Below are 26,149 nucleotides of genomic sequence, written 5' to 3'. Positions count from 1 at the left end.
GAGACCGCAAATAATAAAAAAAACAAGTTTTATCATAAATTTCAACATCCCTGGAAGCGGTATTGTCTATACAATTATTAAATCAACAGTCTTGGGAGGAGAGCTTCTGATGGATCATGGAAACACGGCTGCCGATTCAAAAATGGATTATGCCGGGCTTGTGTCGCGTGCGGATCTGCGCTATGAGCATACGGTCAAACGAAGTGAAGGCGGACTGCCGCTGGGCAACGGGAGAATGGGCAGCTTGCTGTGGACTTCCCCTTCCGCTATTAAATTTCAGATCAACCGGGTTGATGTATTTGCAAATGACTGCAGCACGAACAGCTTCAACGAGAGACATTCGGATTATGCGTATGCATGCGGCTTTGTCGATATCGATTTTGTCGATTATGGCGAGGACGTCTTTCATGACGGCGGAATAAAGCAGCATTTAAGCTTATTTGACGGGACGGCGTTGGTCTCGGGCGATGGGGTGCAAGCAGAGGCATTTGCTTCGGCCAATCAGGATGTTTTCGCAGTCAGAGTGCAGGACGATAGAGAGGATCCCCAGGTGATCAACATTAAATTGAAGATGCTCCGACCTGCGGAGGTCGTAAGCAAGAATCATTCGGCTGTATCGCGTTTAAGCATGCGCGGCGGGATGATTGTATTAACACAGGAATTCAGGGAGGGCAGCTATTACTGCAGCTCAGCCGTCGCTATCGGAATTTCCGGACGGGAGTCCAAAGCGAGAATGAATGATGAGCTTGGCGGACGGGCGCCAGTAGGCAGCTTCAGGGAGAGCAAAGTGATCGGTCAGCCGAATGAAACCGAGATGCGTTTGTGCGTGAAGCCGGGTCAGGGGATATTCGATGTTTTTATAGGAAGCGCATCCAGTTTTGACGAAAATGAAGATATTGCCGCTGCCGCTGCCAACATCGTAGAGCAGGCAGCAGCAGCGGGATTCGACCTCCTGCTACAGGAGCACAAGTCCTGGTGGAATCAGTTTTGGGAAAAATCCTATATCCGCTTAAGCAGCGAAGATGGGACCGCCGAGTTTGTGGAGCTTCATTACACGTATTATTTGTACCTGATGGCGTCAAGCTCCAGGGGAGGGCAGTTCCCGCCTAACTTCGGAGGCATGCTGCTAAGTCCCCGGGGAGATCTCAGACACTGGGGAGCCATGCACTGGTGGAATAACATGAGCCTGTACTATAACGCTGTGCTTCCGTCCGGTCATCATGAGCTGTTTCATCCGTATTTCAGCATGTACTCGTCCATGTACGAATCTTGTGCTGAAGCTGCCAGACAGCAATGGGGAAGTCAGGGTATCTTCATACCCGAGGTTGTGACGTTTGACGGAATGGAGAAGCTGCCGGAGGATATCGCGGCGGAAATGAGAGATTTATATCTGGTACGCAAGCCGTGGGATCAAATGTCCGACCGTTTCCGCGATTTCGCTTTCTCCAAGCGTCCGCATGAAAGCAGATGGAATTGGAAGTATCACGAAAAATACGTGGACGGCAAACTAGTGTATGTAGAGAGAGGCTTCGGGTCATTCGGCTTCACGACGCATATGTTCGCATCCCAGGTCGGGATTGCCTGTCATTTCTGGATGTACTATGAGTACACCAAGGACGAAGCATGGCTGCGGGAACGGGCATATCCGATTATGAAGGGAGTCGCCGAGTTTTTCCGCCATTTCCCGAATCTGAAAAAGGATGAGGACGGCCGCTATCACATTTACCAAACAACCAGCGACGAAAAATATTACGGCGGCAAAAATACAATGGATTCGATGGCGGGCATGCACACCATTTTCCCGATTGTCCTGAAGGCTTCGGAAATATTGGAAGCGGATGAAGATATCCGGCCTGTGTGGCAGGAGCTTTACGATAATCTTGCCCCGCTGCCGCGAAGCGATCATCCCGATGCCGTGTTGAGAACTCCGGAAAATGAGCCCGCAGTGTGGGTGGGCGCTCTCGGCCCTGTTTTGGATAACAAGAGCAATGTCGATTTGAAGCCGGGGAGGTTTGGCAGCCTGTGCTCGCTGGAAACGGCATATGACAATCCGGAAATGTTCGAAACGACCATGGCCACGATCAGGTACCAGGAAGCAATGCTTGACCATGACTGGAGCCGTGCAGCATCCGAAATGTCGAGTACGGCGCGTGTGCATGCCCACATGGGACTCGCGGAACCGTTCAAGCAGGCCGTATTGGCACAATTGGAATGCGTGAATGCGGAACGGGAATATTGTTATTTCGCTGACACGGGAAGAGTGAAATTTTTTGAAAACAGGCTGACAGTCAGAGAGGGAGTCAACTGTATGAGCGTGCAGCGTTTAGGCAATGCCGCCTCTGCACTGCAGGCAGCGCTTTGCCAAAGCGGGCCTCCGGGTCCAGGCAAAGCATCCGTCATTTGCGTCTTCCCTGCGTGTCCGGCTGACTGGAATGCAGAGATATCCCTATGGTGCCATGGCGGATTCAATGTCACCTCCGCCATTCGCTCGGGAAGTATTCCATTTGTCAAAATCAACTCAACGCTGGGAGGATCATGCAGAATAAGGAATCCCTGGGGCGAGACTGAGGTGTCATTGCGCAAAGCGGATGGCAAGAATAGAGCACTAAAAGGCTCTTTGCTGGAGTTCGATACGCAGAAAGGCGAAGATATTGAACTTATCCCTTTTTCGAGTTGAGATGAACAACTATTCTGACGAAAATGGATTGGCCGGCAGGATTATTTTACGGGAGCGACAATAAAAAACAACAACCCAACCAAAGTTTTGCCATACCGGGACTGATGTCCGAATTCTATAATGGTGAGGTGAAGGGGAGGAATCTCATGAGGGCTGCTAATGGCAAGTTGAGCGGGATACAGATTGTGTATACCCGCGAAGCCAATGAGAACAATCACAGGGAAGGGGCGGCGTCATGATCCGTACTCGAATAGAAGAGATGCGGTTGAACCCGGAGCAGAAGGGGCATGTGTTCGGGGAATTGCTGCCCGGCGCCTATCTCTCTTCCGGCGGGCTCGCTTTCGCCGGGCGAAGCGAGCGCAGCCATACGAACGACGGTCCGGACGGCAGAGATTTTCACGTCCATGACGACCGGGAAGCATTCCTTATTCTGCAGGGGATTGGAACGATGGAGATCAACGGCGAGCATCATCCCGTCAGAGCGGGCGATATCGTCATCGTCGAGCCTGGCGAGAATCATCATCTTTGCTCGGACGCCGAGAATCCGATCGTCACGCTCTGGTGCCACGCCGGTCCGCACCGTCACCATAAACAATCGTAGAGGATGTGCGCTTATTTACCGTTTTTGATGACGAGCGTGGAAAGGGGAGGAGAGCATGGCAGGCAAGGTGGAGAGTTCCGACCGGATGATGTATCAGTTCGCGACGTCAGGCCACAAGTTGAAGTTTATGCGGAAGTATTGGCCGCTTTACGTCTTGTCGATTCCGGGCATTATCTTTTTTTTGATCTTCCGGTACATTCCGATGTTCGGATCGGCTATCGCGTTTCAGGAGTACAACATCTTTAAAGGCATCAAGGGCAGTCCGTGGGTGGGGCTTGATAATTTCAAGAGAATGATCGAATATGCGGAGTTTGTCCCGATATTGAAGAACACCATTCTGATCGGTATCTATGATTTATGTTTTGCTTTCCCGGTGCCGATCATTCTGGCGCTTCTGCTCAATGAGCTGCGCATCATGGCCTACAAGCGGATTGTTCAGACGGTCGTCTATATGCCGCACTTTCTCTCATGGGTTATTGTCGGAGGGATCGTGGTTGGCGTATTGTCACCCTCTACCGGCATCGTCAACCATTTGCTGGCGCTGTTTGGCGTCGAGCCCATCTACTTCTTGGGCGAAAATTCATATATCCGCACGATCCTCATCAGTTCGGGCATATGGAAGGATAGCGGCTGGGGAACGATTATCTATCTGGCTGCGATCGCCGGCATCAATCCCGACTTGTACGAAGCGGCGCAGGTGGATGGCGCAAGCCGGCTGCGACAGGTAACCTCCATAACGGTTCCCATTATTCTGCCGACCATTGCGATCTTGTTTCTGCTACAAATCGGCAACTTCCTGGACTTCGGCTTCGAGCGGGTATTCGTGTTCCTTAATCCGCTCAACAGCGAGAATGGGGAAATTATTGATACCTATGTGTATCGGGCGGGTCTTGTTGACCGTCAATACAGCTACACGACCGCCATCGGCTTGTTCAAGTCGATCGTGGGACTTGCGCTCATCATGATCGGCAACATATTCAGCAAGAAGGTAACCGGCAACGGGCTGTACTAAGGCATTGGAGAAACGGGGTGAAAATCGATATGATAATGACGAGAGGCCAGAAAATATTCAACGCATGCAATATCGTATTTCTCGGCGCTATCGGCCTGAGTATGGTGCTTCCGCTGATTCATATTATCGCGCAGTCGCTCAGCAACTCGGTCGCCATCAACGCGGGAGAGGTTAGCTTCTGGCCTGTCGGTTTCACATTCGGCAGTTATAAGCTCATTCTGCAGGACCCGTCCATCTGGTTGGGCTTTCGCAATAGCGTAATCATTACCGTATTCGGTACGCTTATCAACCTGATCATGACGTCAAGCCTCGCTTATCCGCTTTCCCGGCCGGAGTATCTGTACCGCAAGTTCGTGCTGATCCTTATTTTGATTACATTGGTGTTCAGTGCTCCGCTTATTCCGAACTATCTGCTGGTAAAGCAGCTGGGACTTCTTGATACGCTGTGGGCACTCATGCTACCGATGGCGATCAGCGCGTTCAACCTGTTTGTCATGCGCTCATTCTTCATGAATCTGCCAGGGGAGCTCATCGATTCGGCGAAGATCGACGGCTGCGGCGAGTTCAGGATATTCTGGAAAATCGTGCTTCCGCTTTCCAAGCCGGCGCTGGCGACGATGGGGATCATCTATGCCGTCGCACACTGGAACCGGTATGCGGAGGCGGTGTTCTATATCAGCGACAGGCAGTGGATCCCGCTGCAGGTCCGCCTGCGCGAAATTGTCTTTACCGATCAATACGGCCAATCGGACGTCACCTCGGAGCTGCTCGTCATGCTGTCGCCGGAAGGCATCAAGATGGCGGTCATCGTCGTCGCGACGCTTCCGATCATGCTCGTTTATCCATTCCTGCAGAAGCATTTCATTCAGGGCATGCTGGTGGGCTCCATCAAGTCGTAACGTATAACAACCAGACATTACGCGGAAGAAGCAGCTCTCAACACTAAAACGCTTACAAATCATGAGGGAAGAAGGGTTGTCGTATGAAGAAATGGACAGGTATGGGATTGTCGCTGGTGCTGGCAGCGAGCCTGATGGCGGGATGCTCGGCAAACAAGCCGGCCGAGCAGCAGCCGGCAGATCAGCAGGCGGATAACGGCGGAAATCAGCAGACGGCGGAAGGCCAGAAGGAGCGGGCGAAGTTCTCCTTCCTGCTGCCGACGACAGTGAGCTCGGGCTATCACACCCGGGTGCCGGATCTGAACAAGGACAAATGGGTGCTGAAGCTGGAAGAATTAACGAACACCGATCTGGACATCAAGGTGATGGAGGACGCGAAATATGGCGTCATGTTTGCAAGCAACGACATTCCTGACGTGGTCGGGAGCATAGGCGGCCCCGGCAGCAAGTCGATGTCTGGCTCGATCGAGAGCGGCATCTTCATGCCTCTGGACGACTTGCTGCAGAAGTACGCGCCAAATCTGATGAAGCTGATTCCGAAAGCCGCATGGGAGACGGCTTCTTATGAAGGCAAGATCTACGGCATTCCGGAATTTCTGAAGAGCCCCTCGCGCCGGGCCACATACATCCGCACCGATCTGCTAGAGAAGACCGGACTGCAGGCGCCAAAGACGGTCGATGAATTTCTGAACGTGCTCCGCGCCTTCAAGAAGCTTGGAGTCGAGACGCCGTACCAAATGCGCGAGAACTTCAAGTATGCGGATATCGTTCTTGGCGCCTTTGATGTCCTGCCGTACAAAGACCAGTTCGAACTGGTCGATGGCCAGGTGGTCCCCAAGTTTTTCGACAGCGAGAATATGCAGAAGGCACTTGAGGTGTACAAGACGATGTATGAAGAGGGGCTGATTCCGAAGGAGTTCGCCACCATATCATCGACTGATTTTACGAAGAGCATTGATGCCGGCAAGCCGGGCATTTGGTCGCAGAACGCAGCCGGAATGCCGGGCTACAGGGCGAATGTGAAGCTAGCCGTTCCGGATGCGCAGATCGACATTATTCCTTCCCCGAAGGGACCTGAGGGCAAGGGCGGTTACTTCTTCTATTCGCCGGTTGTCCGCACGTTCTACATCAACAAGAATGTCGAGGAAGAAAGAGCCGCCGAGATCGTGAAATTTTTCGACTGGATGGTCACCCCGGAAGCAGAGGAGTTCTTCACGTTCGGCGTCGAAGGCGATACCTACACGAAGGATGCGGGCGGTGCTGTGAGCTATAAATTCCCGGAGACCAAGGAGCAGCAGGAGGAAGAGGGCTGGAGGAGCGGTACACTGTGGGCCGTGCATGACTCCACATACAATAAACTGCGGCTGGAGCTTAATGAAGACGGCCAGGCAACACTGGACGCTTTCGATAATGTGTTGTCCCAGGAAGGTCTGTCTGGAATCGGTTTTTATCCGGAATTGAGTACCTTCAGCAAGTATCCCGATCTGGCCGCTCCCCAGCCGGATGTGGGACCAAAGCTTGTTATCGACCATATGGTCAGGATGATCTACGGCAAGGAACCCATCTCCGACTGGCCGAAGGTTGTTGAGGAGTACAAAGCCAAGGGCGGCGACGAGATTGTCAAGGAAGCGACGGAACGCTGGAATAACAAGCAGGGCGCTGTCATGATCGACAGAGAGTAGGTCCCCCGAAACTTGAAACGAAAAAGCTCTCCTCCGAATAGAGGCGAGCTTTTCTTTCGTTAACCTGATAGAATGTATAAGTTTCACTCCGGTACATTTCTATAAGGTTTAAGGGAAGAAACTGACTTTGCCGCCAAGGAGGGCCGCGGCCGCTTCTTCTTGTGAATACGGATTGGCCTGTAAAATCGTAAAAAAACACAGGAGACCGGAAATTAAGCCTATCGGGATCGCTCATTATGCGCAATGATGAGGATAAGGCAGCAGTTCTATTCGTCCATTGATGAAAGCGCTTCTACACGGTAAGATGTAGGTTGCAGGCATAACCCACTATCGAGCAGGAGGAACGTTCATGCATGTGCTTATCGTAGACGATGAACCCGTCATCCGCAGAGGGATCTCCAGGATGGCGGAGCAATACATGCCCGCCTTCGCCAAAGTGTCGACTGCAGAGAACGGGCAAGCCGCTCTCGAGAGAATAGGGGCGATGGAACCCGATATCGTGCTTACGGATATCCGTATGCCGAAGCTGGACGGCCTGGAGCTGTGCAGGATTCTGCAGGAGGCTTATCCCCATATCAAAACGGTTGTAATCTCCGGATACAACGACTTCAGCTACGCGCAGAAGTGTGTGGATTACGGCGTGAAGCATTATTTGTTGAAACCGATTACAAGGGTGGATGTGCATGAGGTGCTGGGTCGTTTGCTCAAGAAGCAGACGGCCGGATATGTCGCGCCTTCCCGTTACGTGGAATGGATCGATCATATGGAGCAGCAGATTTGGTCCCTCCAGAAGGACGGATTGGATGAGCTGAGCGGCCGGCTGCGGGAGTACTGCCAGTCAGCCAATCTGTCGCTGGCCCAATTGAAGGAGCTGCTTCATGACTGCTATGAGATGCTGTTGAAACGGCTGCAGGCCCGGGAGTTCTCTCCCAGGACAGACCTCTCCTTCATGCAGACCGGATCCGTGAAGGATGCGATCGAAGTCTTCGAAGCGGGACTTCGCGATATCAGGGACGGACTTGCGTCGATGCGCAGCGGCAACTTCCGGGATATGATCGAAGAGGCAAAATGTTATATCGACAGCAAGCTGTCGCAGGAAATCACGCTCGACCAAGTGGCGGCGCTGGTCGGTCTGACACCGACGTACTTCAGCTCATTATTCAAGAAGATGACGAACGAGACGTTCGTAAAATACCGGATCAACAGGCGGATCGACCGCTCCAAGGAACTGCTGGCCGTACCGCATTTCCGCATCGTCGACATTGCGCTGGAAGTGGGCTATGACGATTATCCGCATTTTACAAAGACATTCAAGAAGCTCGTCGGCATCACGCCATCGGAATACCGGGCGGCGCTGGGAATCAAATGAGATTCCGCAGCCTCTATGCAAAGCTGACTTTCTATTTTCTTGTCGTAATCGGGCTTACGCTGAGCGGTGTAGGCATCTCCTATACGACCTCCACCCGCGAGCTTGACGAGCTGGCCGAGAAACAGATGCAGCAGATCGTCCGCAACGCGGTACATCATACGGATCTGTATTTGAAGGATTACGAACGGTCCATGGTTTCTTTGCTGACATTCCGCTACGTGATGGAGTTTATGGATTTGCCGACCGACAGGGAGGAATACGACTATTATAATTACCGGAAAATGATACGCGAGGTCGTCGCGGACCCGCTGTTCATCCGCAATCCGAAAATCGCTTCCATCTACCTGATCAGCGACAAAGGCAACGCCGTCTACTATTTCAACGAGGTAAGCGAGCAGTCGTTCTCCCCGGAGGAGATCCGCCGGCAGCGGGATTACTTTATGGGCAATACAAGTCCGCACGGCCAGCTGAGCATCCTGAAGAACAGCATTCTGACGGGCCAGGAGAATCAGATGGTAACGCTCGTCCGGCGCATCCGCGGATACAGTTCACCCGAATTGAGCGGTTTGCTTGCAATCGAGCTGCGCTCAGCAGATCTCTCAGCCCTCTGGAAAGGCGTCGATCTTGGAAAATTCGGCTATCTGTTCATTACGGACGCGAACGGGAACGTCATTTATCACCCGGAGGAGATGAAGGAAGGGACGGTACTTCCGGATGCCGTACGCACCAAGCTGGAACATTCCGGGGATGCCGCGTTCTTCGACGACAGCGAGGGAGAGAAGCGGATGTATATGGCGGAAACGTCGGACTATTCACACTGGAAGCTGATTGTCTCCATGCCTGTCGACGAGGTGAGAAAGCCGGTTACGAATATCCGTAATTCGACGCTCGTCATCGGGATGTTCACATTGCTGCTCGCTATCCTGCTGGCGTACCGCTTCAGCAAATCGATCACCAGGCCGATCCAGAAGCTGAAACTGGGGATGCGGGAAACGGAGAAGGGCAATTGGGCCCCGATACCGCTGCCGAAGCATCGGGACGAAGTCGCAGAGCTCATTCTGCGGTACAATCTGATGGTGAAGCGCCTTTCCGATGCCGTGGACAAGGTTGTACAGGTGGAGCTGAGCAACCAGGAAATCCGGCTTGAACGTCAGCGGGCCGAGTTCCAGTCCCTGCAGCTGCAGATTAATCCGCATTTTATGTACAACACGCTTGAAACGATCGTTTGTTATGCTGCGGTGCAGGATTCCGAGGATATTACCGAAATCGTCACAGCGCTGGCTTATATGCTGCGGTACTCCGTTCAGACTAATCTGGAGGAGATTACGGTGGCTAACGAATTGAAGCATGTCATGTATTATATGAAGGTCATGCAGCACCGGATCGGCCGGGAGTTCGAAATCGAAGTCGCCGCCAGGCCCGAGTACCTGCTGCACGCCATGGTCCGCCTAACCCTGCAGCCGCTCGTGGAGAATGTATTCCAGCATGCGTTCCCCGAAGGTGTGGAGGAGTACCACTTTATCCGCATTGATTGCGGTGAGGAGAACGGCGTCTTCTGGGTCAGCGTAGAGGACAATGGCTGCGGCATGCCGCCTGAGAGTCTGGCAAGGCTGCGGCAGAAGCTTCGTGCAAACCGGTTGGCGGATGAGGAAGACCAGGGCAACGCCGGCCACAAGGGCGGAATCGGCGTGCTTAACGTACACAGGCGAATCCAGATGGTATTCGGCGACCGGTTTGGTCTTCGTATCGAGAGCGAGGAGCAGCAGGGTATGAAGGTCACGATGCTGATGCCGAAGAGCTCCCAGGTTACAAGGAATAAGACGGAACGTCCCGCGCCAGCTTAGGAAAACACATTTTGATCTGAAGAAATGACATGTCAAGAAGCGGCAAGCGGAGTATCATGAAGGCGTTTCAAGCTAGAGGCGGGATCGGGAGCATGAAGCAGTTGAGGGAACTCAAGGCGGCTCTGCCGGATAAGGGAAATGGAAGCGGCAAATTTGAGCCAAATGAAGGAGATGTTCAAATGAGCATGATTGGCAATGGCGGCGAAAAAGCCGATTTTTTCGAACGCATCATGACTTTGCCGGTGTTCGATACTCATACCCACTTGGTAGGCGACCGGCTCTGCGCGAGGGATTTCTGGGAAATTGCGCATTACTTCTGGCTGTTCCGGGAGCTTCAGGCAGGGGGCTATCCCGCAGATGCCGGGGAGCTTCCTGAAGAAGAGCGCATCGCTGCATTTCTGGAATCATACAAGGCAACGAGAAGCACTCTGATGAACTGGGTATTCACCTCAATTATGCGCGAGCTGTATGGCATTGAAATTCGGGATGCCGCTTCGGTCAGGGAAGCGGACAGAGCGGTTAAACGCTCCTGCGCCGACGTGGGCTGGGCGCAGCGAACGGCTGACCGGATGAACATCTGCCGATTCGTCGTGAATCGTCCGGAGCACGCCGTCTTCGAGGGTATGCGGGAGAATGCCGTACTCATACCGAGGATTGACGGGGCGCTCGGCCAGTGGGTCGAACGGGTTGTCCAGTCGGCGGATCCCGCCCAGGAATTCATGAAGGTGAAGGACGAAGCCGACCTGCTTCTCAACAGTTATGGAGATGCCGGCTTGCCCGGCATTATGACAACGCTGCCGCGTTACGAATCAAGCGCGCATCTCCGCCAAATAATCGGTCCGGACAGCACGCCTGGCGATATCATGATGGAGCTGCTCCATAGCATATGCGCCGCGGCAGAGAGAAACAGACTGCTTATCCAGTTCTTCCTGGGCGTAGAGCGCTCGTGGTGCGGGACCGCCTTCCCGGCGAACGACACGGAGCGGATTCTGAAGCTGACGGCTTTATTCGAGAATTACGCCTGCGAATTCGAGCTTGTGCTCGCCTCGGAATTAAATAATCTCGATGCGGTACAGGCCGCCTGGAACTTTCCGAACGTCCATATCGGGGGTATGTGGTGGTTCAACTTCCGTGCAAGCACCTACCGGAACAGCATGCAGTACCGGCTGGAGGCGCTGCCTGCGAGCAAAAGCTCCGTCATCGTATCCGATGCCCGGTGCATGGAATGGAGCTACGGCAAGATTCTGCTCGTAAAGAAGCTGGCGGCGGAATTTCTGTGGGAACGGCTCGAATCAGGCTGGATCGACCGGGAGACGGCTCTGCATACTGCGCAGCAATGGCTGTACGGAAGTGCGGTTAAGCGATACGGAGTAGAGGAAGTACGCCAAACAATAAAGGGGTGAGCAGCGATGAAAGCAAGCGGTTTAGTGGGAAAGTTGCTGCCGGCGCCGAGGAACGGCGGTTTCCGGATGGAAGGCTACTGGGTCTGGTGCGGCTCCGTCATTCAGGGAGAGGACGGCCGCTTCCATATGTTCGCCTCAAGATGGCCGAAGAGCCTGCCTATGCATCCGGGATGGCTGGTAGCATCGGAAATCGTAAGAGCGGTATCCGATACGCCGGAGGGACCTTATATCTTCCAGGAGGTCGTGCTCCCGGCCAGGGGAGCCGAGTACTGGGACGGACGCAGCACGCATAATCCGCATATCGTCAAGCATAACGGCATCTATCTGCTTTATTATATGGGCTCTACGCATCCGCTGCCAGAGACGTCTCCTGGCGGCGGCCTCAATCTCGAGGATGCGCGCTGTATCGTCGCCCGCTCGAATAAGCGCGTCGGACTTGCGGTCGCAGACAGCGTCTTCGGTCCATGGAAGAGGCGCGATGCGCCGCTGCTGCCGGTCCGCCCGGGCCGATTCGACAGCTATTTGACGTCGAATCCGGCTCCTTGCGTGGATCATGACGGCTCCGTCCTGCTAATCTACAAAGCCCGCCGTTACGAAGGCTGCGATTATGGCAGGATGACGATCGGAGCCGCCGCCGCGGAGCATTGGGACGGGCCGTACCGGGTGATGACGGAGGAGCCGGTCTTCCCGCCGGAGCTGTTCCATATCGAGGATCCATTCATCTGGAGGATGGGGGTAGGATATGCGCTGATCGCCAAGGACATGGACGGGACGCTTGGCGGGGAGAAGCACGGCGGCATTCAGGCCGTCTCCAGGGACGGCCTGCATTGGGAGCTTGCCGACGAACCGCAGGCTTACTCGCGCACCATCCTCTGGGATGATGGAACGGTGCAGACGATGGGAAGCCTCGAACGGCCATTTCTGCTGTTCCAGGACGGGAAGCCGACGCATCTCTTCATGGCGGCAGCAGATGGGCCGGGAGGCTTCCGCAATGCCGCCCATACATGGAATATGGTCATTCCTTTGGAACAGACGGGAGGAAAATAATGCGATGAAGGCGATACTGGTTGGCCTTGGGAGCGCGGGTTACAGCTGGTACAAAAGGCTGAGGGACAGAGGACTGCTCGCGGCCGTCGTTGAGGCGGATCCGGCGATGAAGGACAAGATGGATGGCGACTCTTTTCCGTTCTATACTTCTTTGGAGGAGGCGCTCGCGCATGAGGAGGCGGGCTTCCTCGTTAACGTAACGTCGCCAGCCTCGCATACGCAGGTCAACCATGCGGCGTTCGACAGAGGGCTTCCCGTTCTCTGCGAGAAGCCGATTTCGTTCGATTATCCGGAATCAATCGGGATTGTGGCAAGGGCGGCGAAGGAGAACATCCCATTCATGATCGCCGAGAATTACCGGCGTTTTCCCTATGTCCGCAAGATGAAGCAATTGCTCGATGAGGACTCAATAGGCGCAATCTCGTCGATAGACATTTCGTTCCGCCGCTACCATCGGGTCCAGCGAAAGTATGCGGTGCGGATTCTGGACGATATCGGCGTCCATCACTTCGATATGCTGCGTTATTTGACCGGACAAGAAGGCAGGGCTGTTCAGGCGAAGCTGTATAATCCGCCTGGCGGCTGGGAAGAGGAAGGGGCAGTTCAAAGCGCAAACGCGATAATAGAGATGGATGGCGGCATAATCGCCGGCTATGCCGCGACGATTGCGTCAAGAGGTCCGCAGACGCAATGGAGCGGAGATTGGCGTATCGAAGGCACGCGCGGCGCGATGGTATTGACGGGAAAGGAAATACGTTTATATGATGATGACGGTGAACGATTGATCCCAAGCTGCGCCGATGTGATTGAACGGGATACGCTGACCGATTTCCTGATATCGCTTGAGACGGGACGCGAGGCCGAATCGAGCGGCAGCGACTACCTGCTGACGCAGGCGCTGGTGCATTATACGAATCTGTCTGGTGAGTCAGGTGGGAGAATGCCCGTCGAACTGCCGGACTTGGGTAAAGTCACATAATGTTCAAGATGAAAGGAGCAGCTGATGACGACATTGACATGGACGGAAGCAGCGCCCGGTGTATGGCGCACCAGAATTGGAGATTCGCAGGCGCTTTCGCCGCTGGCCCTGGTTGGCGCTGTTCCGCGGATGAAAGCATTGGAACGAATGGCGCAGGCCGCTCCGCCCTTCCAGTGGAATGACATTCGCGTGGAAGCGGCGGGAGGAGGAAGGCGCCTGCTCGTGCTGCCGCTGACGGCCGACGAGAAGCTTCACGGTACGGGGTTGCAGTTCATGCGCATGAACCAGCGGGGAAGGACCCGGTATCTCCGCGTAAACAGCGATCCGAAGCAGGATACCGGCGAGACGCACGCGCCGGTTCCTTTCTATGTCAGCGACCGCGGATATGGCGTGCTCATTGATTCGGCGCGCGCGATTACGATGCATCTCGGATCGGCCGTGCGCCTGGATGAGACATGCCAGGCAGATGTGCGGGATCGCAATCGCGACGCAGGCTGGAAGGCGACGCCTCCTTCGTCAAGGGCAGAGATCCGCCTGCCTGAGGAAGGCGCCGACGTCTATGTCTTCAGCGGTCCTGCGCTCGCCGATGCGGTAAGCCGGTACAATCTCTTCTGCGGCGGAGGCGTTCTTCCGCCGAAGTGGGGTCTTGGGTTCTGGCATCGCGTGCCGGCCTTGTTCAGTGCGGAGGAGGCGATGGCGGAAGCCCTGGAGTTCCGCCATCGGGATTACCCTTGCGACGTGATCGGTCTTGAGCCCGGCTGGCACACCCGCAGCTATCCGGCAACATATGAATGGGACCGGGAGCGCTTCCCGGATCCAGAGGGCTTCGTAAGGGGGATGTTGGACAACGGCTTCCGCGTTAACCTGTGGGAGCATCCGTATGTATCGCCCGAGAGCGGGCTTTATGGGCCGCTCAAGCCATTATCCGGCGATTATTCGGTATGGGGCGGACTCGTCCCCGACTATTCGCTACCCGAAGCCCGCGAGCTGTACGCAAAGCAGCATAAGGAGAAGCATATCGATATCGGCATATCCGGCTATAAGCTGGACGAATGCGACGGCAGCGAGCTGACGAATAACGCCTGGATTTTCCCCGAGCATGCGAGCTTCCCGTCCGGGCTGGACGGCGAGCAGATGAGACAGCTGTACGGACTGATGTTTCAGAAGATGACGAATGACCTGTACCGCGCGGACAATCGGAGAACTTACGGACTGGTGCGGGCATCCAATGCCGCGGCTTCTTCGCTTCCGTATGTGCTCTATTCGGATCTGTACGAGCATAAGCATTTCATTAGGGCGCTGTGCAATTCTTCGTTCAGCGGGCTTCTATGGTCGCCGGAGGTGCGCCGGGCACGCAGCGCCGAGGACTGGATCAGAAGGATGCAGACCGTCTGCTTCTCTCCTCTGGCGATGCTGAACGCTTGGGGAGACGGGACAAAGCCTTGGTCGTTCCCGGAAGCGGAGCCGGTCATTCGCCGCTACATCAAGCTGCGAATGCGATTGCTGCCCTATCTATACACGGCCTTCGCCCGCTATAAGGAAACGGGGCTTCCTCCCTTCCGGGCAATGCCGTTCGTCGTCTCGCCGGAAGAGCTTGTCCGCGCCGAGGAGCGGCGGTCGGCTGAGATGACGTTGAACACAACGGACGGCGCATATGGTAAGCGGAGCATTCCGCAATGGGACGATCAATTCATGATCGGGGATCAGCTGCTTGTCGCCCCGCTCGTAGAGGGCGAAGAGGAGCGGGAGGTTCTGCTGCCAGCAGGCTCATGGATCGGCTTCGAGACTGGAGAACGGTACGAAGGAGGAGGCATTATACGGGTCCGCGCGGGCATTGAGACGATTCCGGTATTCGTGCGGGATGGAGCGGTCATTCCGATGACGGCCGCATTGCCGCATGCGCTTCGTCCCGGCGAACAGGCTCCTCTCGAATTTGTTCATTTCGGCGCCGCCGCCGGGGAGTGCGAGCTATACGATGACGACGGGGTAACCCTGGATCATGAACACGGTGCCTGCGGCTGGTGGAAGGCAGTCGTGACGAAGTCGGAGGATGGCATCTATAAGGGCGAATTATCAGGTCCGGCGGCGCTTCCGGCTTCTTATGGCAGCGTGAGCTGGAGCTTTGCCAGGATGGGGCTTGATCTCCATGGCAAGTAGCCAAGGCGCACCGGAAGGGAGTACGACAAAACTAGCAGCACCCGAAGGGAGAACGACAAAATGAACCACAGGCTGTGGTATGAAGCGCCCGCAAGCAAATGGGAGGAGGCGCTGCCTATTGGCAACGGCCGTATTGGCGGCATGGTGTTCGGCGGCGTGGCGAAGGAGACGATCCAGCTGAACGAGGATTCGCTTTGGTACGGCGGTCCAATCCGGGGGGATAATCCGGACGCGCAGACTTATATGCCGGAAATTCGGAGGCTGCTGCAGCAGGGCAGGCAGGCCGAGGCCGAGCATCTGGCCAGGATGGGGCTCATGTCCAGCCCGAAGTACTTTCATCCCTATCAGCCCTTGGGCGAAATGCTGCTGTGGATGCAAAAGCATGAAGGCCCCGTCGAAGAGTATGAGCGGGAGCTGTGTTTGGAAGAAGCCGTTGCCCGTGTCCGTTATGTCCGGGATCATACGATGTATGAAAGAGAGTACTTCAGCAGCGCCGCCGATCAGGTTCTGGCGGTCCGTCTGACGGCTGACACGCCCGGAGCAATTACGGTCGGCGTGAACCTGATGCGGCGTCCTTTCGATGAGGGGACAACGGCTGCGGGAGAACGTACGATCATGATGAGTGGACAAAGCGGCCCCGGAGGCGTGCGATTCGCCGCCGCTATACAAGCGGTTGCCGAAGGAGGAAGCGTGCGGATTATCGGGGATTTCCTCTCGATCGAAGGAGCCGACGCTGTGACCTTGCTGCTGGCCGCCAATACGTCATTCAGACATTCCGACCCGGAGCAGGCATCCCTGGAGCAGCTGCAAGCCGCAAGCCGACTATCCTATGCCTCGCTTCGGGAACGCCATATTAGCGATTATGCGGTTTATTACCGCAGAGTAGATCTGGAGCTTCATGGATCAGGCGGTCTTGCGCAGGAGGCGGAAGCCGTGAAGCTTCCGACCGACGTCCGCTTGCGGAAACTGAAGGAAGGCGCGGAGGACGCGGGGTTATTCTCGCTGTATTATCAATTCGGACGATATTTGCTGCTGTCGTGCTCGCGGCCGGGCACGCTTGCCGCCAACCTGCAAGGCATCTGGAATGCCAGCTTCACGCCTCCATGGGAGTCGAAGTATACGATCAATATTAATACGCAGATGAATTACTGGCCGGCTGAGACAGGAAGCCTGCCGGAATGCCATGAGCCGCTGTTCGGTCTTGTTGAGAGCATGCTTCCCGCAGGCCGCGCAACAGCCCGTCAGGTATACGGCTGCCGCGGATTCGTGGCCCATCACAATACGAATCTTTGGGGCGATACAAACATTGAAGGTATTCTGCTCTCTTCCTCCATATGGCCGATGGGGGCTGCATGGCTGTGCCTGCATCTGTGGGAGCATTACCGGTATAGTCTGGACGAGGAGTTCCTGGAGCGGCGAGCATATCCGATTATGAAGGAGGCGGCCTTGTTTTTACTCGACTACATGACGGAAGATGACTCCGGCCGTTTGATATCCGGACCGTCAATCTCGCCGGAGAACCGTTTCGTTCGACCTAACGGCGAAACCGGCACGCTGTGCATGGGGCCGTCGATTGATAGCCAGATTGTTCACGCCCTATGGAGCGCCTGCATCGAGGCGCTGCTGACGTTAGAGCGGGAAGAGGAGTTCCGTCAAGAGCTGGAGAAGGCCCTTGCCAAACTGCCGCGTCCAGAGATCGGCATGCACGGGCAGATTATGGAGTGGCTGGAGGATTGGGACGAAGCCGATCCCGGGCATCGTCACATCTCGCAGTTGTTCGCTCTGCATCCCGGAGAACGGATACATGCGCGGCGGACACCGGAGCTCGCAGAAGCGGCGAGACGGACGATCGTGCGCAGATTGGAAAACGGCGGAGGGCATACCGGCTGGAGCCGGGCATGGATCATAAACTTCTGGGCACGGCTTGAGGATGGGGATGAAGCCTATTCGCATCTTCAGCAGCTGCTTACGCACTCGACCTATCCGAATCTGCTGGACGCGCATCCGCCGTTCCAGATCGACGGCAACTTTGGCGGCGCTGCCGGCATTACCGAAATGCTGCTGCAGTCGCATGGAGGGGAGATCGCCCTGCTTCCGGCGCTGCCTTCCGCCTGGAGCGGAGGGAAGGTGACAGGGCTGCGGGCGAGGGGGGGACTAACCTTCGAGCTCGAGTGGGAGGAGGGTCTGCTGAAGGAGGCGCGCATCACGGCGAAGAAACAAGTCGACTGCCTTCTGAGATGTGGCAATGTCCCGGTCGTTATTGTCGCCGGAGAGGAAAAGATCGCCGAAGCGTCCCGCTCCGAGTTGGCGGGATTCCGGCTGGAACCCGGCAAGTCTTACCGCGTTATCGGCCGCGCAGGGCAAAAAGGAGGAGATTCGAATGACGGATTCCGTTAATTTACAGCAGGAACAATTGACATTATGGCTGAATAAGGCCGTAAGCAAGGTAGACCGGATGATTTATGAGATCGGCGATAAATCGCCGCATGTATCGGCGGCAGGCGTATATGACGATATGCGGGTGGATTGGTGGACATCCGGCTTCTGGCCGGGAATGCTGTGGGTATTGCACGACATGACCGGAAATGACCGGTACCGCCATACGGCTTGGGGATGGGACGCTCGGATTGAGCAATGTTTCGTTGCTGACAATAATCTCCATCATGACGTCGGCTTTCAGTTCCTGCCCACAGCGGTAATCAAGCATAAATTGACCGGAGATGAAGACGCCCGCAGGAGGGCATTGGCCGCTGCCAACTTTCTCGCGGGACGCTTTAATCTGAACGGAAGGTTTCTCCGCGCCTGGAACCAGGAAAAAACCGGCTGGGCCATTATCGATTCGATGATGAATTTATCCCTGCTCTTCTGGGCGTCCGAGGAGATCGCCGATCCCCGGTTCAGACAGATCGCCTGCGCGCACGCGGATACCGTGCTGAAGCATTTCATCCGCGAGGACGGCTCTGTCCATCATATCGTGGCTTTCGATCCGGAGTCCGGTGAGGTAGACGAGTATTTGGGCGGTCAAGGGTATGCGCCGTATTCTTCCTGGAGCAGGGGCCAGGCATGGGCACTATACGGCATGGCCATAGCCTGCCGGTACACGGGCGATATCCGTTATCTTCGCGCCGCACAGCGGGCAGCGCATTATTTTCTCAGCTGCCTGCCTGAGGATCATGTGCCGCATTGGGACTTCCGCACGCCGGACCCGCTGAGCCAGCCGAGGGATACCTCAGCTGCCAGCTGCGCCGCCTCCGGATTGCTGGAAATCGCCGGCCTGCTGTCCGCCGAAGAGGGCAGGATCTACCGCCAAGCGGCTGAGAGTATCCTGAAGTCGCTAACGCAGCATTACTCTTCCTTGGATGAGCCTGTCTATCAGGGGCTGCTGCGCGAAGGCACTGGAAATAAGCCGGCCAATCAGAATGTCAATGTCTCGCTGATTTATGGGGATTATTTTTATGTAGAGACGATCTGCAAACTGCTCGGATGGCGGAATCGGGTATTCTAACCAGTGGAATTTTATAACCATTATTAACACCCAGAGAACATGCAAACTGACGCCGGCTCATGACCGGCGTCAGTAGTTTGCTGCTGCCTGGGTGTTTTTCCAATGTCCGTTAAAAGGGGTTTGGACTACACTCATCGGGGTCCCTGGGGGTTAACCAATGTCTATTCCAAAGGGGGCGCTCCTAATCTTTTTTCGGGGTTTATCCACTCTCATTTAGCCTGTAATTTCTCAAGGCCGGCTCCTATCATCCGCAACTCCGGCTTCTATGGATTCATCCGCTGCTTCGGCTCTATCGGCAGTCTTCGGCGGGGCTGACGAGTCCCGCACGAGCAGTTTTGTCGGCAGGAGCGTCTCCTTACAAAGCTGCTCCGGCTGGGCAATGCGCTTGAATAACTGCTCGACTGCGTATACGCCGAACAGGCGCAGGTCGATATCGACCGTGGTTATTTGCGGGGTTGCCAGACGCGAGAGGTAGCCGTTGTCGAAGCTGACAACCGAGGCGTCGTCCGGCACTTTCAACCCCAGCTGCTGAAGTGCGGAATTGACCATGAAACCAAGTCCATCATTGACACAGAGCCAAGCGGTTGGCTGCTGCTTCAAGCTTGTCATCTTCTCTAAGACAAAGCCGCTTTCCTCCAGAGCATCGGTCAGCATCCATTCGTCTCTTATCTCCAGGCCGAACCGGCGAGCCGCCATCCGGAAGCCTTCCAACCTCTCGTAATAGCTGGGTGAGACATCGATATTTCCGATGAATCCGATGTAAAGGTGGCCCAGCTCCGCTAAATGCCGCACCGCTTCATAAGTGGCGAAACGGTTGTTGGTCAATATGCTGTCGGCCTGAATGTCGGGATCGTGGTGATCGATCAGCACTGTAGGGATACCGGTATCTATCACAGCATTTATATAATTTGTCGTGATATGGGAAAGAATAAGAACGCCATCAACCGATTGTTTCTGTAAGAAAGGCGGTAAATAGAGAGCCTGGGCATTCTCCCTGCCAATGGGTTGGATAATCAGCTCGCAGCCGCGGTTCTTTACTTCTTTCTCAATACTCAAATAGATTTCGCCAAAAAAGCTTTTCATCGAGAAGGCATAGTCAGAAGCGATAAGGGCGATGGTGCCGAAGCCTGGGGTCTCGCCAATCCTGGTCCTTCGTCCATTGCCGTATACATAACCCATACGTTCAGCCGTTTCGGCAATCAACCGGCGGGTTTCCTCACTGACGCCATCCTTGCCCGTGAGTGCCTGGGAAACGGAGTTTTTGGATACATTCAGCGTGTCGGCGATATCCTGCATCGTCACTTTATTTTTCATAAACATTCAACCTCCGGTCATTGCTTGAAGACGATCAGGCCTATAAATCACCCGAAACATGGGACTGTCTTCATTTTTAATGTTTCCCTTATCATTGTCAAGTAATCCTTGACGGGATAGGGCTTACAACCATCTTTTCTATTACTGTAACGTTACAAACATTATAAACTAATATTTTTGTAATGCAAATCTAGTAGATTTTATTGAATGATCACTTGACATCAAATAAGAATAAGGAGCATAATGAGGAAGCTAGCGCTTACAATCTATTATTTCGCTTCAAAGTAACGTTACAAAAAGCTGATTGTCGGATTCATTGGGATTACAATACAAGTTGGAGGTCATGCTTATCATGAAGAAAAAGAAAATGATTTCGGTGCTGCTGACAGCTGTCATGGCAGCAGGAGTGCTCTCCGCCTGCTCGACAGGACAAAGCTCGACACAAAATGGCGACAATGCCCCGAACACAAGCGCCGGCGGCGTTACAACAATCGAATTCTGGGCTGCGCCGAATCCGACGCAGCAGGCGTTCTGGCAGACAATGGCCAAGGATTACGAGGCGGTTAATTCAAAGGTTAAGGTTAACGTCAGTGCGATGAAGGAATCACCTACTTCCGAAGCAGGCATCCAGGCAGCGATCGCTGCCAAAAGCGCGCCGACAATGTCGGAGAACATTAACCGGGGCTTTGCGGCGCAGCTGTCAGACAGTAAAGCGCTCGTACCTCTTGATACACTGGACGGCTTTCAGGATATCGTGAAAAGCCGCAGTATGACTAATACGATTGAGCCGTGGAGATTTGCTGACAGCCATCAATATGTGCTGCCCATCTACTCCAATGCGATGCTGTTCGGATGGCGTCTGGACACGCTGAAGGAGCTCGGCTACAGCGAGCCTCCGAAGACATACAGCGAGATTCTGGAGCTGACCAAGAAGCTGAAAGCCAAATACGGGGACAAGAAGTTTCTGTGGGCGAAGGCCGATCTGGCCGATCCGACGGCCTGGAAACGCTGGTTTGACTTTTATATGCTGTATGACGCCGCCTCGAACGGCAATAAATTCATTGAAGGCGACAAGTTTACAGGCGTTGATAAAGCAGGTCTGGATGTATTGACCTTTGTCGATAGTCTACGAAAAGAGAACGGGCTGCTGGCCCGCCAGGTAACGGATCCGTTCGAGAACGGTGTTGGTACGTTCGTCGATGTGGGACCATGGACCTTCACAACCTGGGCGGAGAAATATCCGGAGCTGAAATACAATGTCAACTATACGCTGACGATGCCGCCGGTACCGGATGATGTCGACCCGGCGGACAGCAAGACATTTGCCGACACGAAGGGGCTTGTCATCTACGCCTCCGCCACGAAGGAGCAGCAGGCGGCGGCCGTCGATTTCATCAAGTGGGTGTATTCGGACGCGAAGAATGATGCGGCCTGGTTCGAGCAAACGATGCTGCCTCCGGCACGCGACGATCTGACAAGCAACGAGGCCTTCACATCGATTTTGGACCAGCATCCGGAGTTGAAGCCCTATGCTGAAAATGTACCCAACGCGATTCCACCCATGGACAACGCAAAGTACAATGATCTGCAGACGATTATCGGGGAACAGGCGTTTAACAAGGTTGTCAAAGGGGGCATTACTCCCGACGCAGGATGGGCCAATATGAAAAAGGCTATAGAGAGCGCCCTGAAATAAGGGAGCCATAGCCGGGAAAATCGCAGCAAGGGAGGCTTATCCCCTATGGATCAAAGAAACAACAAGCTGGGCTGGCTGTTCACCAGCCCTTACCTGATATACTCGCTGATCTTCTTCTTCGGGCCGCTGATCTGGTCGTTCTTCCTGTCCATAACGGACTGGAATCTGATTGCGCCTACGTTCAACTTTGTCGGATTAGAGAATTTTATGGATGCTATCCGTTCGCCCGGAGTACATGCCGCATTCTGGGTGACCTACAAATTTATGCTGATCTTCGTACCGCTTGTCACCGTGCTCGCGATAGCGGTAGCCGTACTGGTGAATGGACTGAAACGCTTCAAGAGTTTGTTTCTGATCGGCTTTTTTCTGCCGTATCTGTCTTCAGGCGTCGTCTCCTCGCTGATCGTGAAGGGGCTTCTGTCCTACAACAGTCCGATCAATACTTCCCTGCGGGGAATCGGCATTAACATCGACTGGCTGGGTACGCCATTCTCGGCGCTGTTCATTGTGGGACTGATACTGGCCTGGAAATTTACGGGCTATTATGCGCTTATTCTGACCTCGGGCCTTGCCAGCATAGACAAGGAAGTATATGAAGCCGCGGCCATTGACGGGGTCAAGGATAGTCAGCGCTTCTGGCGTATTACACTGCCTCTGTTATATCCGGCGCTTTATACGACGCTTATTCTGGCGTTCGGCGTGACGTTCGGCATCTTCACCGAGGTCTACCAGCTGACGGGCGGAGGGCCCCAGAACGCAACGAATACGTGGCAGATGGAGATTTTCAAACAGGCCTTCACCAATCTGCAGGCGGGTTATGCTTCCGCGGTAGCGCTGCTGGCATCGGTTGCCACGTTCATCTCCATCTTTATTATTCGAAAACTACTGGAATTGTGGGGGAAGCGCTATGGTTGGGTCTAAACAGAACCGTCGTCTGCGAATTGCGATCCGCTATGTTCTGGCTCTTGCGCTGCTGCTGGTTATGGTTTATCCCTATCTGTACATGGTGCTCAGCTCGTTCGCGGATTGGGCGCAAATTGATAAAAGCCTGTTTCCAACCAAGTTCTCGGCAAAATCGTACCAATGGCTGTTCACAGGAGGCGAAACCGGCGTGACGCGGCCCTGGCTGCACGCGTTTATGAACAGCATTATCGTATCGGTGGCTTCTACGGCGCTTATGATGATTTTTGGCATAATGGTGGCATACGCGCTCTCCAAGCTGAATTTCTTCGGACGCAATGCCATGAATAACTTCGTGCTGTTTCATATGTTTTTTCCCGCGATTATTTTGCTGATTCCGACGTTTCTGATCGTTCAGCGGGTGGGACTGTACGATACGTATCTGGGGATGATCATCCCCAAAGCGGTCAGCCTGTGGGCGATCTTCATGTATACGAACTTCTTCAAGGCCGTGCCGTCCGTATTTATCGAAGCGGCGCGGCTGGACGGAGCGAGCGACTTGAAAATCATGTATCGGATTATGCTGCCAATGTCCAGATCGATCACGACAGTCATCTTCCTGTTCCTGCTGATGGAACGGTGGACGGAGCTGCTCTGGGATATGATCGTAGTCAAAAGCGACGGCATGCTGACGCTGAACGTGCTGTTATCGCAAATGTTCGGGCCTTATGGATCATATCCTGGTCCGCTCTATGCGGCCTCCACGATTCTGACGCTGCCGATCATTATCGTGTTTCTGATTTTCAGTAAAAAATTCCAGGAGGGCATGCAATTCAGCCTGAAATAATGGATGACATCATGCTAAACTCACACAAGTAAGGAGCTGCTCAGATGAAGATAGACCGATATGAACAGAATCCGCTCATTACACCGGCTGACGTAACGCCGCACCGGGATGGATTTGAAGTCATTGGCGCATTCAACGCCGGCATTGCCGAATACAAAGGCGAGGTCATCATGCTGCTGCGTGTGGCGGAGCGCCCGATAAGTCCCGATCCGGACATCGTGCTGGCTCCAGTCTACAACGTCGAAAGCGCAGATCTCGATCTGATCGAAATCCGCAGGGATGATGACCGCTACGATTTTTCCGATCCCCGCGTCATTATACGCAAAGAGAACGCGCCGGCATTCGAATATCTGACAAGCCTGTCGTATTTGCGAATCGCGCGCAGCCGGGACGGCCATCATTTTACAGTGGACGAGCAGCCTTTTGTTTATCCGTCACAAAGCCTGGAGACCTTCGGCATCGAAGATCCCCGCATCACGCAGATCGGGGAGACGTATTATATCTATTACTCCGCGGTATCCCCGGTCGGCATCGGGGAATCGCTGGTATCGACGACAGATTTCAGGAGCCTGACGCATCACGGCATGATTTTTGGTCCCGACAACAAGGACGTGCTTATTTTCCCTGAAAAAATAGACGGCAAATATTATGCGCTGCACCGCCCGACAACAAAAAGCTGCGGCCGTCCCGAAGTCTGGTTGGCCGAGTCGGACAATCTGTTGTACTGGGGAAACCACAAGCATCTGATGGGATTGCGCCCAGATATGTGGGACAGTGGGAGAATCGGCGGCGGGGCCGTGCCGATCAAGACCGAACGCGGCTGGCTGGAGCTGTACCACGGGGCGACGAAAGACCACCGCTACTGCATGGGAGCGGTGCTGCTGGATCTGCACGATCCTTCGAAGGTCATTGCCCGATCCGGCGAGCCGATTCTCGAACCGGAGGCGGAATACGAAAAGAAGGGATTCTTCGGCGAGGTTGTATTCTCCTGCGGCGCCCTCGTGCGCGGAGATACGATAGCCATGTATTACGGCGTGTCCGATACTTCGATGGCCTGCGCTGAGCTTAGCCTGCAGGACATTCTCGACAGCCTGGAGCCGGTATGACCTGTCTATGCAGCGGATTGCCGGAAGTCCTGAGGCAACAATAAGGGTTTCGTCAGAAACCTGTAACGGAGGCATATTATGCTATTAGATCAAACTCATATCCAAACTTCTTCGGAATTATTGCAGCAATTTGATAGTCAGAACCTTCAAACTGGTCAGCGTATCCGGTTTGAAGGGACGAACGGCAGAGACGTTTATAACATTACGGCTCCTTTCATGGACCGTGGCGAACTCATCATTGCCGGACGCGTAGAAGTCCGTCATACTGAATTTTCGCAAGTCATGTTTTTCCGTCAGGAAGATGACGTGTGGGTTCCTCATCCCGAGTACCAGGTATATGACTTGCAGGATCCATTCTTTACATGGATTAATGGGGAGCTTATTTTTGGAGGAGTACGGGTTATTCCCGATCCTCTCTACCCGGAGAATATCGTGTCGTGGGTTACCCAGCTCTATCGCGGCAAGGATATTGCCAGCCTGGAGTTATTTCTCATGGGACCCTATCATATGAAGGATTTGCGGCTGATAGAATTGGCAAGCGGCGAGATCGGCGTGCTAACACGGCCGCAAGGATTTATAGGCGGAAGAGGGCAAATCGGATTTTATAAAGTCAGGTCCCTGGAAGAGATTAATGTGAAAGATATCGCGTTTGCTCCGCTATTTCCGGATATGTTCATCAAAGAGGAGTGGGGAGGGGCCAACGAGCCGCATTTGCTTGCCAACGGTCTTGTCGGCGTACTCGGCCATATTGCTTCTTTCGATGAGAACGGGCTGCGTCACTATCATGCCATGGGATTTGCCTTCAATCCGGATACCATGGAGCGGACGCCGGTGAAAATCATTGCACGGCGCAGTAATTTCCCTGAGGGAGCCAGCAAGAGGATCGATTTGACGGATGTGATCTTTAGCGGGGGACTTATCCGCAAAGCCAATGGTTTGGCCGACTTCTATGCCGGGGCAAGCGATGCCGAGGCCTATCAGATCGAGATTCCTGATCCTTTTCTGGAATATGAGCAGCTTGACAGCAGTAGATGATCCCAAAATAACCCTATGATACAGTGGGAATGATCAAAACAGACGCCGGCTCAGTACGAGGCGTCTGTTTTTCCTA

General features: G+C 54.4%; 19 protein-coding genes. 18 read left to right on the top strand and 1 reads right to left on the bottom strand.

Annotation, left to right across the window (positions count from 1 at the left end):
* Positions 1 to 109 precede the first annotated feature (109 nt).
* From ACFOLF_RS00715 to ACFOLF_RS00655, 13 genes are all read left to right on the top strand, one after another.
* Positions 110 to 2,677, top strand: coding sequence for a glycosyl hydrolase family 95 catalytic domain-containing protein (locus ACFOLF_RS00715; protein ID WP_210040888.1), 2,568 nt, complete (start codon positions 110 to 112; stop codon positions 2,675 to 2,677).
* A gap of 235 nt (positions 2,678 to 2,912) precedes the next feature.
* Positions 2,913 to 3,278, top strand: coding sequence for a cupin domain-containing protein (locus tag ACFOLF_RS00710; RefSeq protein ID WP_210040890.1), 366 nt, complete (start codon positions 2,913 to 2,915; stop codon positions 3,276 to 3,278).
* 55 nt (positions 3,279 to 3,333) lie between these two features.
* Positions 3,334 to 4,290 (top strand): ABC transporter permease, encoded by a 957-nt coding sequence (locus tag ACFOLF_RS00705; protein WP_210040892.1) that lies wholly within the window; start codon positions 3,334 to 3,336, stop codon positions 4,288 to 4,290.
* A 29-nt stretch (positions 4,291 to 4,319) separates the two neighbouring features.
* Positions 4,320 to 5,189 (top strand): carbohydrate ABC transporter permease, encoded by an 870-nt coding sequence (locus tag ACFOLF_RS00700; protein WP_210040894.1) that lies wholly within the window; start codon positions 4,320 to 4,322, stop codon positions 5,187 to 5,189.
* An 83-nt stretch (positions 5,190 to 5,272) separates the two neighbouring features.
* Positions 5,273 to 6,871, top strand: a complete 1,599-nt coding sequence (locus tag ACFOLF_RS00695) for an extracellular solute-binding protein (RefSeq protein ID WP_210040896.1) — start codon at positions 5,273 to 5,275, stop codon at positions 6,869 to 6,871.
* A 349-nt stretch (positions 6,872 to 7,220) separates the two neighbouring features.
* Positions 7,221 to 8,240, top strand: coding sequence for a response regulator transcription factor (locus tag ACFOLF_RS00690; protein ID WP_210040898.1), 1,020 nt, complete (start codon positions 7,221 to 7,223; stop codon positions 8,238 to 8,240).
* Entirely contained in the window at positions 8,237 to 10,084 is a 1,848-nt protein-coding gene (locus ACFOLF_RS00685) for a sensor histidine kinase (protein WP_210040900.1), read from the top strand. The genes ACFOLF_RS00690 and ACFOLF_RS00685 overlap by 4 nt, the downstream gene beginning before the upstream one ends.
* Before the next feature lie 92 nt (positions 10,085 to 10,176).
* Positions 10,177 to 11,487, top strand: a complete 1,311-nt coding sequence (locus ACFOLF_RS00680; RefSeq protein ID WP_379113815.1) for a glucuronate isomerase — start codon at positions 10,177 to 10,179, stop codon at positions 11,485 to 11,487.
* A 6-nt stretch (positions 11,488 to 11,493) separates the two neighbouring features.
* Entirely contained in the window at positions 11,494 to 12,534 is a 1,041-nt protein-coding gene (locus ACFOLF_RS00675; RefSeq protein WP_210040902.1) for a glycoside hydrolase family protein, read from the top strand.
* Positions 12,535 to 12,538: 4 nt separating this feature from the next.
* Positions 12,539 to 13,513, top strand: a complete 975-nt coding sequence (locus tag ACFOLF_RS00670; RefSeq protein ID WP_210040905.1) for a Gfo/Idh/MocA family protein — start codon at positions 12,539 to 12,541, stop codon at positions 13,511 to 13,513.
* Between the two features lie 24 nt (positions 13,514 to 13,537).
* The gene (locus tag ACFOLF_RS00665; RefSeq protein WP_210040907.1) at positions 13,538 to 15,670 is read left to right on the top strand and encodes a TIM-barrel domain-containing protein; all 2,133 of its coding nucleotides are present in this window, start codon (positions 13,538 to 13,540) and stop codon (positions 15,668 to 15,670) included.
* A gap of 60 nt (positions 15,671 to 15,730) precedes the next feature.
* Positions 15,731 to 18,067: a glycoside hydrolase family 95 protein gene (locus tag ACFOLF_RS00660; protein ID WP_210040909.1), complete on the top strand. Its 2,337-nt coding sequence runs from the start codon at positions 15,731 to 15,733 to the stop codon at positions 18,065 to 18,067.
* Positions 18,051 to 19,175, top strand: coding sequence for a glycoside hydrolase family 88 protein (locus ACFOLF_RS00655; RefSeq protein WP_210040911.1), 1,125 nt, complete (start codon positions 18,051 to 18,053; stop codon positions 19,173 to 19,175). The genes ACFOLF_RS00660 and ACFOLF_RS00655 overlap by 17 nt, the downstream gene beginning before the upstream one ends.
* 228 nt (positions 19,176 to 19,403) lie before the next feature.
* On the opposite strand, the gene ACFOLF_RS00650 is transcribed toward ACFOLF_RS00655, so the two are convergent.
* Complete coding sequence (locus ACFOLF_RS00650) at positions 19,404 to 20,489, bottom strand: LacI family DNA-binding transcriptional regulator (RefSeq protein ID WP_210040913.1); 1,086 nt, start codon at positions 20,487 to 20,489, stop codon at positions 19,404 to 19,406.
* A gap of 352 nt (positions 20,490 to 20,841) precedes the next feature.
* On the opposite strand from ACFOLF_RS00650, the gene ACFOLF_RS00645 reads away from it, so the two are divergent.
* From ACFOLF_RS00645 to ACFOLF_RS00625, 5 genes are all read left to right on the top strand, one after another.
* Entirely contained in the window at positions 20,842 to 22,185 is a 1,344-nt protein-coding gene (locus ACFOLF_RS00645; RefSeq protein ID WP_210040915.1) for an ABC transporter substrate-binding protein, read from the top strand.
* A gap of 45 nt (positions 22,186 to 22,230) precedes the next feature.
* Positions 22,231 to 23,106, top strand: a complete 876-nt coding sequence (locus ACFOLF_RS00640) for a carbohydrate ABC transporter permease (protein ID WP_210040917.1) — start codon at positions 22,231 to 22,233, stop codon at positions 23,104 to 23,106.
* A complete protein-coding gene (locus ACFOLF_RS00635; protein WP_210040919.1) occupies positions 23,093 to 23,932 on the top strand; it encodes a carbohydrate ABC transporter permease in 840 nt (279 codons plus the stop codon). The genes ACFOLF_RS00640 and ACFOLF_RS00635 overlap by 14 nt, the downstream gene beginning before the upstream one ends.
* Before the next feature lie 44 nt (positions 23,933 to 23,976).
* The gene (locus ACFOLF_RS00630) at positions 23,977 to 25,038 is read left to right on the top strand and encodes a BtaManbiosPhlase (RefSeq protein WP_210040921.1); all 1,062 of its coding nucleotides are present in this window, start codon (positions 23,977 to 23,979) and stop codon (positions 25,036 to 25,038) included.
* 78 nt (positions 25,039 to 25,116) lie between these two features.
* The gene (locus ACFOLF_RS00625) at positions 25,117 to 26,073 is read left to right on the top strand and encodes a DUF1861 family protein (protein WP_210040923.1); all 957 of its coding nucleotides are present in this window, start codon (positions 25,117 to 25,119) and stop codon (positions 26,071 to 26,073) included.
* The last annotated feature ends 76 nt before the right edge of the window (positions 26,074 to 26,149 follow it).

Origin of the sequence: Paenibacillus sepulcri (assembly GCF_042647105.1) — a bacterium.
GTDB lineage: Bacteria > Bacillota > Bacilli > Paenibacillales > Paenibacillaceae > Paenibacillus_Z > Paenibacillus_Z sepulcri.
This window is presented reverse-complemented; position numbering and strand designations above follow the sequence as displayed.